This window comes from Bacillus sp. UNC438CL73TsuS30, from assembly GCF_000482325.1.
Lineage (GTDB): Bacteria > Bacillota > Bacilli > Bacillales > Cytobacillaceae > Neobacillus.
In genome coordinates this window covers 324936-339663 of sequence record NZ_KI535295.1, presented here as the reverse complement: position 1 = coordinate 339663, position 14728 = coordinate 324936, and the positions used below count along the sequence as shown (strand labels likewise).

14 protein-coding genes are annotated in these 14728 nt (G+C 38.2%); 2 read left to right on the top strand and 12 right to left on the bottom strand.

Annotated elements, in window-relative coordinates:
* Window position 1: 1 nt before the first annotated feature.
* Both M028_RS0115360 and M028_RS0115355 read right to left on the bottom strand, forming a co-directional pair.
* Entirely contained in the window at window positions 2-946 is a 945-nt protein-coding gene (locus M028_RS0115360) for an ABC transporter permease (protein WP_026574629.1), read from the bottom strand.
* A 64-nt stretch (window positions 947-1010) separates the two neighbouring features.
* Complete coding sequence (locus M028_RS0115355; RefSeq protein ID WP_051591066.1) at window positions 1011-2609, bottom strand: ABC transporter substrate-binding protein; 1599 nt, start codon at window positions 2607-2609, stop codon at window positions 1011-1013.
* 297 nt (window positions 2610-2906) lie between these two features.
* On the opposite strand from M028_RS0115355, the gene M028_RS0115350 reads away from it, so the two are divergent.
* The gene (locus M028_RS0115350) at window positions 2907-3512 is read left to right on the top strand and encodes a TetR/AcrR family transcriptional regulator (protein ID WP_026574627.1); all 606 of its coding nucleotides are present in this window, start codon (window positions 2907-2909) and stop codon (window positions 3510-3512) included.
* A 110-nt stretch (window positions 3513-3622) separates the two neighbouring features.
* Here M028_RS0115350 and M028_RS0115345 read toward each other — a convergent pair whose 3' ends face one another.
* Genes M028_RS0115345 through M028_RS0115330 form a run of 4 tightly spaced genes read right to left on the bottom strand, consistent with a single transcriptional unit; the run spans window position 3623 to window position 7592 of the window.
* Window positions 3623-4738: a M20 metallopeptidase family protein gene (locus tag M028_RS0115345; RefSeq protein ID WP_026574626.1), complete on the bottom strand. Its 1116-nt coding sequence runs from the start codon at window positions 4736-4738 to the stop codon at window positions 3623-3625.
* A 1-nt stretch (window position 4739) separates the two neighbouring features.
* Window positions 4740-6218, bottom strand: coding sequence for a sodium:solute symporter family protein (locus M028_RS0115340; protein WP_026574625.1), 1479 nt, complete (start codon window positions 6216-6218; stop codon window positions 4740-4742).
* Window positions 6215-6415 carry a DUF3311 domain-containing protein gene (locus M028_RS0115335; RefSeq protein WP_026574624.1) on the bottom strand — a complete coding sequence of 67 codons (201 nt, stop codon included), beginning with the start codon at window positions 6413-6415 and terminating at the stop codon, window positions 6215-6217. The genes M028_RS0115340 and M028_RS0115335 overlap by 4 nt, the downstream gene beginning before the upstream one ends.
* Before the next feature lies 1 nt (window position 6416).
* The gene (locus M028_RS0115330) at window positions 6417-7592 is read right to left on the bottom strand and encodes an aminotransferase A (protein ID WP_026574623.1); all 1176 of its coding nucleotides are present in this window, start codon (window positions 7590-7592) and stop codon (window positions 6417-6419) included.
* A gap of 296 nt (window positions 7593-7888) precedes the next feature.
* Between M028_RS0115330 and M028_RS0115325 the strand changes: the two genes are divergently transcribed.
* Window positions 7889-9307, top strand: coding sequence for a sigma-54 interaction domain-containing protein (locus tag M028_RS0115325; protein ID WP_026574622.1), 1419 nt, complete (start codon window positions 7889-7891; stop codon window positions 9305-9307).
* A 95-nt stretch (window positions 9308-9402) separates the two neighbouring features.
* On the opposite strand, the gene M028_RS0115320 is transcribed toward M028_RS0115325, so the two are convergent.
* From M028_RS0115320 to M028_RS0115300, 6 genes are all read right to left on the bottom strand, one after another.
* A complete protein-coding gene (locus M028_RS0115320; RefSeq protein WP_026574621.1) occupies window positions 9403-9765 on the bottom strand; it encodes an aldehyde dehydrogenase family protein in 363 nt (120 codons plus the stop codon).
* 224 nt (window positions 9766-9989) lie between these two features.
* On the bottom strand, window positions 9990-10526 hold the full coding sequence (locus tag M028_RS0115315) for a DUF2179 domain-containing protein (protein ID WP_026574620.1): 537 nt from the start codon (window positions 10524-10526) through the stop codon (window positions 9990-9992).
* Window positions 10527-10931: 405 nt separating this feature from the next.
* On the bottom strand, window positions 10932-11165 hold the full coding sequence (locus M028_RS33610; protein ID WP_231510823.1) for a M20/M25/M40 family metallo-hydrolase: 234 nt from the start codon (window positions 11163-11165) through the stop codon (window positions 10932-10934).
* Window positions 11166-11179: 14 nt separating this feature from the next.
* A complete protein-coding gene (locus M028_RS30195; RefSeq protein ID WP_231510822.1) occupies window positions 11180-12094 on the bottom strand; it encodes an amidohydrolase in 915 nt (304 codons plus the stop codon).
* Window positions 12095-12134: 40 nt separating this feature from the next.
* The gene (gene dpaL, locus M028_RS0115305; RefSeq protein WP_026574619.1) at window positions 12135-13361 is read right to left on the bottom strand and encodes a diaminopropionate ammonia-lyase; all 1227 of its coding nucleotides are present in this window, start codon (window positions 13359-13361) and stop codon (window positions 12135-12137) included.
* A 104-nt stretch (window positions 13362-13465) separates the two neighbouring features.
* Window positions 13466-14716 (bottom strand): Zn-dependent hydrolase, encoded by a 1251-nt coding sequence (locus tag M028_RS0115300; protein WP_026574618.1) that lies wholly within the window; start codon window positions 14714-14716, stop codon window positions 13466-13468.
* Window positions 14717-14728: the final 12 nt, after the last annotated feature.

Genomic DNA, 14728 nt, shown 5'->3' with positions numbered 1-14728 from the left:
CTTATTTAATCCGTATCCGCGGGTCTGCATAGCCATATGAAATATCAATCAATAGATTGGTAAGGGCAACGATAATGGCAATGACGAGCACGCAGCCCTGAACGACAACAAAGTCTTGATTAAAGACACTTTGAACGACAAGCCGGCCCATACCCGGAACATTGAAGACTTGCTCAACAAATATGGTACTTCCGACGACGTTCCGCACCTGCAGTCCGATTAAGGTGATAACAGGAATAATGGCGTTTTTCAGTATATGTCTAATAATAATTGCATTTTCTTTTAATCCTTTGGAACGGGCTGTTCTGGTGAAATCTTGCATAATGACTTCAAGCATCGCTGACCTAGTCTGGCGGGCAAAGGAAGCTAGCGCCGCAAAGGCAAGACAGATAACAGGCATAATGACCTGCTTTAGACTCAACCAGAAATCTTCAAATGGAGAGGTATATCCTTGCACCGGAAACCATCCCAGTTTTAAGCTGAAGAAATAAATACATAATACAGCGAGCCAGAAGGCAGGTACCGCCATTCCAAAGTTTGAGACGACGGAAATGAGGGAATCAATTTTTCCTCCCCTTCTAATGGCCGCAATAATCCCGGCCGGCACCCCGATCAGGATGGCTAATACCATCGAAAGAATACTAATATAAATGGTTTTTGGCAGGTGTTCTCCAATAATCTTCGTGACATCTTCTTTAAGGGCAATCGACTTGCCCAGATCCCCTTGAACGGCATGTTCAACCCAGGTAATATATTGAACTGGCAGCGAGCGGTTCAGCCCTAAATCTTCGCGGATTTGTTCTACTTGTTCCGGTGAGGCTTCAGGTCCCAGCAAAGTCCGTGCAGGATCTCCCGGCAAAACCTGCAGAATGGAAAATACGATAAGGGTCACCATAAACAAAACAATGACGGTCTGCAATAGCCTGCGGAAAATAAACGCAATCATGACAGCTCTCCTTTTCAGTTAGATAAGAGGGGAAGATGAATCATCATCCCCCCAAGCTTTTTCATTATTTTGAAAGCCATGTCTTTTCTGGAGAATACACATTGCCATATGTTTCATTAAATCCGCTGCCTTGAATATTTGGATACATAACAATTGGCATCGTCGTAATCGCTAATGGGAAGAACATATGGTTTTCCTCGAAGACAGCCTTCTGTAATTCAAGGTTTGCCTGCTGCTTTGTTTCCGGATCGGTTGCAGCTTTACCCTTTTTAATGAGCGCTTCCACTTTTTCCGGATGGTCAATGTTTACGTATAATTTGGCTTTTTTGCTTAAGTAACGTTCCATGTAAAGCGGGAGGTCTGGGGAGGTAATGACGTCAAAGTACATCAACCCGTCCCACTTCGTGCCAATTAGTTCATACATTCTAGCCGTATCAACGTTTACAACTTCCGCATCAATTCCAACTTCCTTTAAATAGCTCTGATAAACAGGCGGAAGTGATTCATGCTCAAGGCCTGGCCAAGAGAGAAGCTTCGTTTTGAAGCCGTTTGGATATCCTGCTTCAGCCAGCAATTTCTTCGCCTTTTCAGGATTAAAATCGAATTTTTTTACATCTTTATTGTAAGAAGAACCTGTCATCGGCCCCCACTGGTCTGTTACTTCATAGCCGCCTTTAAGGACTTTTTCAACAATGGTTTTCGCATCAATCGCATGCGCTAAAGCTTCTCTGACCTTTGGATTGGCCCATGGAGAATCTGGATTTCCGCTATTTGGGATCAGCCCGTTTTCTCTGTTGCCAAGGCCTGTTGTAAGTGTGACGACTTTATATTGATCGTTCTTTTCTAATTCTAGGACCCTATCAACCGGTAAATAGAATGATGCATCTACTTCTCTTTTCTGGAAGGCAGCGGAGGCCGTCATTGCATCTGGAATGATTTTGTATTCAACACCGTCAAGATATGGAAGACCCTTTTGCCAGTAATTCTCGTTTTTCTTGTATTTTATAGAGACGCCGCGTTGCCAGCTATCAAATGCGAATGCACCAGTGCCCACGGGATGGCTAGCTGCCCAGTCTTTTCCGTTCTTTTCATAAGCAGTCGGCGAAATCATTTGAATCCAGAAACAAAGTGCGTTGTTCAAACTGCTGTTCCATTCCGTCAGGTTCACTCGAACAGTAGAATCATCTACTACGTCAATCGACTTAATCCCATCTACTTCGCCGCGTTTAGCTTTTTGGAATAATTCAATATTCCATTTCACAGCCTTCGCGTTAAAATCGGTACCGTCGTGGAATTTAATGCCTTTTTTTAAATAATAGGTAATGGTTTTTGCCTCCGGGTTGGTTTCCCACTTTTCTGCTAAAAGCGGCTGCATTTCACCCTTCTCATTAAATTTTCCAAGTGTTTCAAGAACGGGAGCCATCATGTGTAAGAAACCGCTTCCAACCTGCTCAGGCGGATTCCCTATATTTGCGGGTTCAATAGGTGAGGAAATTTTTAATACACCGCCATACTGTGGCTTCCCTGGATTTTCCTGCTTTTTCGAGGATGCTTGAGAATCCGAGGTAGTGGTTTTTGAACCCGAACAGCCGGAAAGTATAACAGCAATAATCAAACCAATCATGACAGTAAGATATAAAGACTTTGATTTCCTATTCATCATAAAAAGAACCCTCCTTTTAAAATCTCTTACTCTACTTTAGAAATACAAAAGTACTTTTTTCCTATTTCCCTCCTTTATGATTGATAAATCCAAAGACATATTTTATCATTTAGATACCGGAGTATGTAATTGATGTTTTCATCTTACTATAGGTTTTTGAATTTTTCAATAATTAAAAAAATAAATAATATTATTGATTTTCTTCTAATTTTGTTAGATTTCATTCTGTGTTATGATTTACTTCTGGATTACCTTTTTAGGGAAAAATTGTATTTCTAGTAAAGGAGCGATGTCAAAATGGCTCGAAAAAGCAGGGAAGAAGCGAAAAAAACGCGCAATAAACTGAACCAGATCAGTTTGGAGCTCTTTCTCAAGAAAGGCTACCATAATACAACAATTGATGATATTTGTAAAAAAGCCGGGGTCACCAAAGGGGCTTTTTATAATCATTTTAAAAATAAAGGAGAAATTATCCTTAGTTCCTGGTTTGATCTTGATGAGGAAGTAATCACCAGAGTATCATCACAAACCTATCAATCTAATAAAGAAGAATTGATTGCCCTATGCTGGGAAATGTACAATTATGTAAATGAAAGCCGCAGAGAATGGACAAAGACCATCTATACCCTGCAAATCAATGACGAACAGCCTTCCTACATGATTTCGCAGGAACGGCGAATGTTTAACCATTTTAAAGGGATCATTCAAAAAGGACAGGAGCAAAATGAACTCCGCCGGGATATGGATGCCGGATTTATCGCCCATATGATTCTCATTTATACCAGGGGCATTATCTTCGACTGGCTGCTCCATTCTACAGATAAATTAGGACCAGAACATATGGAGCTGCTTATCCCGTTTTTTGATACTTTTGATCCGAAACTGGAGTGTGTGAAAAGTTAAGTAGGAACAAACACCCAAAGTTCGCAAAGCGTTCATTTTCAATATTTGAAAGGCTCTCGTTCATTTCGGTTGAGAGCCTTTTTTATGCGTGAAATTACTTCAAATGTCTTTTATAGCTCCACAAGTCCTTTGAACAGTTCCACTCCTGTTTCAATGAGTTCATCACGGAAATCATACTCCCGTGTATGAATATGTGGATAATTTTCCCCATTTCCAATAAAGCAAAATGCACCCTTTGTTAACTTTGTAAAGTGTCCAAAGTCTTCAGAAGCACGGAATGCTTCTTCCACTTCAATTACTTCCATTCCCTTGGCTTTTGCAACCATACGAATTTTATCTGCACTTTCTTTATGATTGAATGTTTCCGGGAACTCATCATTATATTGGAAACTTACTTTTAACCCGAATTCTTCTGCTTGGTCTTTTGCAAAGTTTTCAAGGTTTTCTTGTAGTCGATCCAATTCTTCTTCGTATAGAGCACGTATGGTCATACGAAGGTCTCCTTTTGAGGCAGCAATACCAAAAGCTTTTTCACCCACATCGATTTGTACAACGGTGCACAGGATAAGACCTTTATTTTTTTCCGGTGAAGTGAATTCAGGAATCGCTCCGATAATATTACCGATTGCGAAGGATGGATTGATCCCCTTTTCTGGCTGACTGGCATGGGTAGGAGCACCTTCCAGATGGATCGTCATCCCTTTAGATGCACACATAATCGTTCCATCTATAATCCCTATAGACTTGTAAGGGAATCCACTCATATTATGGTAGGCGTAAATTTCATCAATATTGTGTTCTTGAATAAAATCAACACATTGAATAGCACCATCCCCCGTTTCTTCAGCAGGCTGGAAGAGGAAAAAGATATTCCTATCTGCACCCACTTGATCGATTTCAAGCGCAAATCCTGCCAGTGTTGCTGCGTGGCCATCATGACCACATTTGTGTGCTTTTCCAGGGAACTCGGAAGCCCACGGCAGTTCGATGAATTCATCCATTGGAAGTGCATCAAATTCTGCACGGAAAGCAATATTCGGCTGATCTGTTCCTGCACGATAAATGCAATAGAACCAATTCCCTTTATCGACAAGTTCAAGTTCTGTATTCGCTTTCAAAAACTCCATTAAATGCTGTTTTGTCCAAACTTCTTCGTTGGAAAGTTCAGGATGTTGATGCAATTCGTGCCTCAGTTTTTTTGCCAATTCATAATTTTGATGTTTCATTTTATACAATCTCACTTTCTAATCTGTTGATTTCCGCTGATGACTTTTGTGTTGCAAGACTGACAACCACTGTTACGATTGCGTTAATGATTAACATATATAAACCATTATTAATATCTAAAATAAATGAAGGTAGGCTCGGGAATAATGTTGCCACGGTTGTACCTGTAGCTGCGGAGTATAGTGCTAATGATACACCCATGACAATACCGCTGATTGCACCTTGCTTCGTAACAAAGTTTTTCTTCTGTAAACTAAAAATAAGAGCTGGGAATAGCTGCATAATAAAGTTATAGCTAATTAATTGCAGGAACACGATGGCACCGTGTGAATTTAATGATCCATATAAGCTAATAATCGCTGCAATGATTGCAAATAGACGTGCAATATTCATTTGCTTACGAACGGAAGTATCTGGTTTCAATGGCATATAAATATTAGAAGTGATCATAGAGCCAATGGTAATCAACGCGACAGAACACGGTACTAAAGATGCCAGTAATCCCGCTGCTCCAATGAATCCTACAAACCATGGATCAAATGTTTCAAATACTAGTTTTATTAAAGCTAAATCACTTTCGGCTCCTGTTAGAGTCGGAATTGCTAAGATCGCCGTTAATCCGACAAGACATGCAAACAGCTGCATCAATGAATATAACGGCATTAAAATTGTATTTTTACGAAGGGCTTTGTCATTTTTCGCTGCATAAGTCGATAAAAATGAATTTGGCCACAAATATAACCCTAAACACATTAATGTGACAGTGGAGACATACCATACAAGACTTAGACCTTGATTAGGAAAAAGTAATACCTGAGGCTTAACCTCAGCAACTTTTTCAACCATTAATCCAACTCCATCATAATAATGAAATGGGAAGTATAGACCTAAAAATAGAAGCACACCAAACATAAGAATATCCTTAATTAAGGCTACACGCGAAGAACCATGAAGTCCCGATATTAATGTATAAATTAAGACAATAATACTTCCAAACCAAATGGCTGCAGTAGAAGATATCGCCCCGTAGGATGCAACAGACACAATCAGCCCCATCCCTTTTAATGCCATTACAATTGTTGGAATAATTGCAATGGCTCCAACGATTGTAATCAGCTTCCCTAAAAACGGACTATTATATTTCTTCTCATAAAAGTCACCCTGTGAAATAAGATTATGTTTTTTACTATAATGTCGAATTTTTGGTAATAGAAAATACCCAATAATACAAGCAATCGAGATATATGACATGATATAAAGAGTCGCAATCCCACTATTATAGGCTAGTCCTACTAAACCAGTTAGAGTGAAGGCGGTAAAAAACTCCCCTGCTAATAAGAAGAAAGTAATGATTGCACCCATGCCTCGACCGCCCAATGCCCACTCTTCCAATTTGCCATTTTTTCCTTTACCTGCCTGTATTGCCGTATACATGCAAAAAATCACAACGGCTATCATTATTATGATTGAAATATTCATTCTGACACCTCCTCCTCATCCTGTGGATCAAAACGATACAAAATAAATATAGTTAAAGAACTTAAAATAACCCACAATACGATCCAAAACATTGTGAAAGGCAGTCCTAAGACATAAAGTTCAATTTGATTTACTAGGGGCACACCTATAAGGAAAGCCACAACTGGAATAAACGCCAGAAAATAGTATGGTTTCAAATTAAATAGCCTCCTCTACTTTTAATAAAGTTTGTACAAACCGTTTCATACGGTTCATTCCCTCTTCTAGCATCTCCATTGAACATGCATACGAAATACGGATGTAACCTTCGCCATATTCAGAAAAACCATATCCCGGAATGACGGCCACTTTCGCTTCATCTACAAGTTGATGGATAAATTCATTCGAACTTAAACCTGTTTTTTCGATTGAAACAAATAAATAAAACGCACCATCTGGTTTAATGGTTTCTAAGCCCATGTCCGTAATACGTTGATAAACATAGTTACGCCGTTTTTCGTATGCTTGACGCATTTCTTCGACTTCTGGTAGATCGTGATGTAATGCCTCGATGGCAGCGTATTGACTGACCGAACTTGCACATACACAGTTATAGGCATGAACTTTAAACATTTCATCTGTGATATAAGCAGGGGCTAATGTGTAACCAATTCTCCAACCTGTCATTGCATGGGACTTTGATAAACCATTGATGACAATGCATTTCTCTTTCATTTCTGGGAATGAAGCGATGGAAATATGTTTCAATCCATATGTGAGTTCACTATATATCTCGTCTGAAATAATAAAAAGATCTTTATCTTTTAATAGGTTTGTAATTTCTTCTAATTCTTGAGCGTTTAAAATAGCACCCGTTGGGTTTGATGGATAGGGTAAAACAACACATTTTGTTTTTTCTGTGATATTTTCTTCAATTAATTTTGCAGAGATTTTATAATTATTATTTCGAGTATCCACAAACACAGGTTTTGCGAAGCACATACGAATAAGTGGTTCATAACCTGGATAAATTGGTGCTGGTAAAATGACTTCATCGCCAGGCTCTAATATTGTGCGAAAGGCAATATCCAACGCTTCACTGGCTCCCATTGTAATTAGAATTTCATCTTCTGGGCGATAATTTAGTTGATAACGTCTTTTTACAAAGTCAGAAGCAGCTTGTCTAAGTTCAGGCACACCTGAGTTATGTGTATAACCAGTTTTCCATGCTTCAATTGCACGTTTTCCCGCTTCTAAAATGGAATCCGGTGTTACAAAATCCGGTTGTCCAATTGTAAAGTTAATAATCGAAGGATCATTTGCCACTTTGTTTCCGATTTCACGAATGGCAGAAATTTTAATGTTTTTAACTGTTTTACTTAGTAAATGATCCATGATGCTCTCCCCCTTCTATCCCTATATTTAAGTACGATTTATAAATATGCAAGAAGCATGCCAATTTCAAAACACTGATAAGTCAGTACTTTCGAATAACTCAACATTGAATTTATAATTCGGATTTAACTTCATGATTCTAATTAGATTCAATTTATGTCGAAAAATGTATAACTACACCTTATTATGTGCTATAGTTTCTTACACAGGGGTCTAACATGAGTCGATTTCGAATCAATTAGAAGTTTTAATACTTTTCTTGCATGTGGAAATGAATGATGAATGGGGGGAACACTTTGACAGCAGAAGTCTTACAACAATTTGATGGTGAATTACTTATAAAGATTTTTAATACATTGAAAGATCCTATTTGGATTAACGATAAAAATGGGAAAGTATTGTGGGTGAATCAAGCGGCTGCAGAAACTTTTTCAATTGCTAAATTAATTGGCAATAACGTTTTTGAAATGGAAAAACAGGGGGTTTTTTCACCTTCTATCTCTAGGCTTGTTATCGAACAAAAACGCTTTATAAGCACCGCCCAGATCACTCAAAATCATGGTCGCTTGCTTGTTTCTGGTGACTATATTCCAGACGAGAACGGGGATATTCAATATATTGTAACGCATGCAAGACAATTATCCCAAGCGATCAATCAATCAAGTGAATTAGAAAAAATTGAGTCTATTTTACAACTATATAAACAGCAAATTCGCGAGCTAATTTTGCAACAAAATCAGCAGGAAGAAGAATTCTATGTTGGAAAAAGTAAAGCTGCACAATCCGTTTCTGTATGGTCTCAAAAAATTGCGGATGTCGAGACAACGATTCTATTAACTGGAGAAACAGGTGTTGGAAAAACAGCCTTTGCCCACCGAATTCATCAGTTGAGCAGTCGTAATCATAAACCATTTATTCATTTAGACTGCGGTGCCATTCCAGAATCGCTCATTGAATCAGAATTATTTGGGTACAAAAAGGGGGCATTTACAGGGGCCAATGCGAATGGAAAACTCGGTTTAATTGCAGCGGCTGATCAGGGGACTTTATTTTTAGATGAGATCGGAGAATTCCCTCTTCATCTACAATCAAAGCTTCTGCAATTTTTACAAAACAAGACCTATCGGATGATTGGGGATAACCAGGTACAACAAGCGGATGTACGAATTATTGCAGCCACCAATGTAAATTTAATGGAACGCGTCAAGGAAGGAACATTTCGTAAGGACTTATTTTATCGTTTAAACATCCTTCCTATGAAAATTCCCCCTTTACGTGAAAGAAAAGAAGATATTATTCCACTGTTGAATTTTTATTTAAGTAAATTTAACCAAAAGTATAACCGCGGGCAAACTTTAACCAAAAACTTAATGGATGCCTTATACAATTACAGTTGGGAAGGAAATATTCGTGAACTTGAAAATTTAATGGAACGCCTAGTGATTACATCTGCTGGACCCAAAATTGATCTAGAAGATTTACCAAGTGACTTCCCCCTTCAGCAGTCTCAACAAATGCTCCTTCAAAACGTTGAAGAAATGAGTTTACCCATCTATTTAGAACAGATTGAAAAAAGTATATTAATTAAAACCTATAACGAAACGAATAGCACTTGGAAAACAGCAAAAAAACTCGGTGTATCCCAATCCTATATCATTCGTCGGTTAAAAAAATTCAATTTGAAAATAAGTGAGAAGAAATTGGTTGATGAGTAGTTTTTAGGAAACACAACGCAGATAAATTAATATAATCGCGGATATCCAATCCAAATTAAAAAATACTGCCAAAGGGGTTCGACCCTTCGGCAGTTTCAAGATTTAACACGACGAAGCCCCAGGAATGTTTTTCCATTATTCAATGTATCCAAATAAGCAAATTCTTCTTTTCTTTCTTCTAATTTATTTGAAATTTGAAGAAGAAGTTCAGCACGATGTCTGGCTTTGCTATTCATCCATCCATTCCCATAAAACGCCTTTCGTGCTGCTTCAATTGCCATTTTTGCATTTTCTACTGATCCTTCAGTAACGGTTCCAATTACCTCTCCATTTGCAGGATTAATAATTTCTCTTGTTTGATTGGATTCACTTAATACCCACTCGCCATTGATGTACATTTTTTGAGTAATACTATTGCTAATTAAAACGGATTCAATCTCTGCTTTTTCTAAAATCATTACGATCACCTCTTCGTCAAAAAATGTAAATTGAAAAATTAAGAATTTTTTTAAATATCAACCAATTTAAAGATACATCAAGTCTTGATATGCTTCATTGGACAGTGTGTAAAATATCTCTACTAATTTATTTAACACTGCTTGAAATAAAAAAAGGATTGTGATGTAGTTTTACAACTACACACACAATCCTTTTTACTATTTTCATAATAAGTTACACTGTTTTACAGTGTTGCCTTTTTCAAATGCTTTTTCATCGCTTTAATTAGGTAACCGCCTTTAAATCTTCGAGGTTCATAAGAGATGATGAACGCTTTCGGCTCGTATTCTTCAATTAAATCCATCACTTCATTTTCACGATTTCGCTTTGTTAGTATTTCTAATTGATATCTTTTACTATCGCGTCCCATCCCCTCAAAGACAGTAACCCCGAATCCTTTATTTCTTAATAGAGTAATAAGTTCTTCATTAATTTCCATTAGATTTACAACTAAACAAGTGTAGCCAATGGCTAGCTTATTTTCAATCCGTGAACCAATATATAATCCTACGCCAAAACCTACAGCATAAACGACCATTTCAGCAATGCTTTGGTGACCTGAAAAAACTAAGGAAAGACCGAAAACATAAATTAGTGCCTCCAGTATTCCAAATGATGAAGCTGCTATACTCATATTCTTCACCAAAAAAATGGTCCGAAGTGTCAAAATAGGGACATACACCAACTGAAGCGCAAAAATTAAAATAATATTTAGTAGCATAAGTAACTCCTCTCTGCCGATTTACCTTTTATGTTTTGATTCAATATCATTCAATTCATTTTATCACTCAAAGAAGTAAAAGTAAGAGACATTATCTATAAAAAAATTCGAATCTTTTTGACCTTAAAATGTATTAACATCCTATTTTAGATGTAGAACAAGTCCCAACCCCCAATATTTTGTTTCTGAGGCTCTTCAGCTTACAGAAAATATTGTACATAAATGGTCTTCTAACTTGTGATTTTGAAAAATAATGTACATAAAAAAGAACAGATTAGCTTCAAAGAAACATCTGTTCAAAATAAACTTTAGGTTTTTTCTACTAATACCGCTAGGTCTCGGAAAAATAATTCCAAGACCTTAAATACCGTACGACATACTTAGCATTTAAAAATATTAAACTATTTATTTTGGTAAGCGGACTTTAATTAACTCTGCAAAATATTCCGCTCCAATGGTTAATATCTTATCATTAAAGTCATAGCACGAGTTATGAAGAGGAACATTCCCTACTCCTTCAGAATCATCACCATTTCCTATAAATACAAAACAACCTGGAACCTTCTGTAGAAACGTACCAAAATCTTCTGAAGCCATCCACTTTGGACAATTTCCATCCACATTATTTTCACCAACCACATTTTGGGCTGCTTTTACCGCAAAATCAACACACTCTGCCCAGTTAACTGTCGGTGCGATTCATGGGTATATTCAAATTGACATTCTGCCCCATTTATTTTGCAAATTCCCTCACAAATCGTTCTCATTCGTTCTTCTAGCAGCTTTTGTACCTCTGGGGTATAACTTCTAGTATCCCCTTTAATCACTACATTCGTAGGTATCGCATTACGAATCCCATCTGTTATAAATTCAGTACATGAAATTACAGCAGGAACATTCGGGTTCATATTACGAGAGATAATGGTTTGCAAAGCAATAATAATTTCAGACGCAATAACGATCGGGTCTTTCCCCATATGTGGGCTTGAAGCATGTGAGCCTTGTCCCTTAATACGGATGACAAAGTTATCCTCACTTGCCATTATTCCGCCCACACGTGTTGCAATGGAACCCGCAGGCATACCTGGCATATTGTGAATTCCATAAATCTCATCTACCGGAAAACGTTCAAAAAGTCCATCCTGCATCATGGCAAAAGCGCCTTTGCCAATTTCTTCTGCAGGTTGAAAAATAAACCGAACTGTCCCGTTAAAATCTTTGCGTTCCGTTAATAACTTGGCTGCGCCCAAAATGGTAGCCATATGTCCATCATGACCACACGCATGCATTTTACCTAAATTCTGGGATTTATATGGATGTTCAACCTCTTCCGTTAGGTTAATAGCATCCATATCTGTTCTAATACCTATAATACCTTTTCCATCCCCCATTGTAAGATTTGCAACAATCCCAGTACCACCAATATTTCTATAAACCTCTAATCCCATATCCGTTAAGACTTTAGCAATATATTCAGAAGTATTTATTTCTTCAAAAGCACTTTCAGGATACGCATGAAGATAGTGCCGCCACTCAGTAAGCTGTTTTTCAAAATTTCCATTAGTCATATTCTTTCACCCTCTCATAAAATATTTTTATTTAAATGGATTATACAGATGGATATGCCTCATCCCATACTACTTTTCTATAATTCTCCGGATCCGTGTCACCTTCTGTGCTGATAATAAGAATCTTCGAATCTTGATTCAGTTTCAACATTTCTTTCATAACATTGAGCATTTTGTTTTCAGCCAATAGACTAACTAATCCCAAACCAACTGCACCAGATTCACCTGAAACAATTTGAGGGTCACTGCCCAATGGGTTTGCAAGAATTCGCATACCTCGCGCGGCCACATAGTCTGGACAAGAAACAAAAGCCTCAGCATAATCTTTTAAAACCCCCCAAGAAGTTGTACTTGGTTCCCCACATGCTAAACCTGCCATAATCGTATTCAAAGCGCCCGTTACAGAATGGGGTTGTCCATCACCAATATTCATAGATTTGTATAAACAGGCCGCTTTATCCGGTTCGACAATAACTGTAATAGGACGTTCATCTCCGAATTTCCCGGCTAGATATCCGAGCATACTGCCTGCAAAGGAGCCAACTCCGGCTTGTAAAAACACATGCGTTGGTCGTTCATCACCAGCTTCGGCAATCTGCTCCACTGCTTCATCCGGGATCGTTCCATAACCCTGCATAATCCAAGTTGGAATCTCTTCATATCCATCCCAAGCCGTATCTTGTACCAAGACCCAGCCGTTTTCCTCAGCCTTCTGGCTTGCCAGTCTAACTGTATCATCATAGTTAAGATCTGTTATAGAAGCTTCTGCTCCTTCCTTTCTTATATTATTTAATCTTATTTCTGAAGATCCTTTTGGCATAAATACGACTGATTTTTGTCCTAGCTGATTTGCTGCCCAAGCAATTCCTCTTCCATGATTTCCATCAGTTGCTGTTACAAAAGTAATGTCTTCAAGTTTTTCTTTTATTCCTTTACTTATTAGTTTTTCAAAAGAAAGCTCTGAAATATCGACGTTTAATTTTTTGGCTAAATATTTTCCTACAGCAAATGAACCACCTAATACTTTAAAAGCATTAAGTCCAAATCGATAAGATTCATCTTTTACCCAAATATTGCTAACTCCTAATTGTTTAGACAACTCTTCTAAGCTGTGAAGTGGAGTTACTTTATACTCTGGAAAGCTTTTATGAAAATTTCTTACCTTCTTAATTACTTCACTATTAATGAATTCTACAGATGCTTTCTCAATATCTGCTTTTCTTGCATTTTCATTTACAATAAATTTAATTTCTTTTGAACTCCCCATTTTTATCTCCTTAATACAATTTTTTATTGTAGGTATCCTAATTAAATTTGAATGACACCTTAAATCTTCAAGCCATGCTTTTTAGTTTGTCTTAACAGATTTTTTTACTGATTGCCTGCAAGTTCGCAAACGACATCAAGCAATACATTCGCTCCAGCTATCAAGTCGGGATCTTTTGTATACTCTTTAGGATTATGACTAATACCGTCAATACTTGGGACGAAAATCATAGCTGTAGGGCAAACGCGAGCCATCATTTGAGCATCATGTCCCGCTCCAGATGTCATTCGTCTTGATTGGAGTCCGCGCTCTCCTGCAGCTTGCTCTACCAGTTTTACGATTGTTTGGTCAAAAGTGACTGGAGGGAAACGTACTAGTTGTTCCGATGTAATGGTTACTTCTTCGGTTACTGCCAATTCTTCGAGGTAGTTTGCAAGTGCCTCCTCTTCCACTTTCAATCTCTGCTCGTTTGGATTTCGCAAATCAACAGTGAACGTTGCCAATGATGGAATGACATTAACAGCATTTGGCTTAAAATTAATCGTTCCAACTGTTGCAAAAGTTTGCCCATTAGAAGCTATCGCACGATCACGTAAATAGGTAATTACCCGAGCCGCTGCCAGTCCTGCATCACGCCGCATATCAGTTGGTGTAGTACCAGCGTGATTAGCAACACCCTCAATTGTAATACGCTGCCAAGAAATACCTTGAAGATTTTCAACCGCACCAATTGGAATACCCACTTTTTCTAGAATAGGACCTTGTTCGACATGAAGCTCAATGTAAGCGTGTGGCTTCAAAAAGCCCGGCTCCTTTGTACCGGCATATCCAATACGTTCAAGCTCTATGCCTAATAAAGTACCATCCGTACCAACCGATTTAAGCGCATCCTCAACCGAGAGCCCGCCAGCGTACACAAGAGATCCCATCATGTCAGGCTGATAGCGCACTCCCTCCTCATTGGTAAATGCTGCGACGGCAATAGGACGATTAGGAACAAAACCTGTCACCTGTAAAGTGGTTATTACTTCAAGCCCAGAAAGAACCCCATAGCATCCGTCGTACATACCGGCATTAATCACTGTGTCAATGTGCGACCCCAGCATAATTGGTGCTTCATTTCTATTTTCAGTACCATACCAAATCCCAAAGATATTACCGATTCTGTCGATTTCAACTTCCAATCCTATTTCCTTCATCCAAGTGACTACGAGATCACGCCCCGCTTTGTCTGCATCTGAAGCAGCTAATCTCGTTCTTTTGTTGTCATTGTCCAAGCCCGTTCGGCCAAGTTCATGAATACGGTTAAGTAGACGTTCAGAGTTGATTGTTAGGTTTAAATTAGTAACTGTCATGTTCATTTCTCC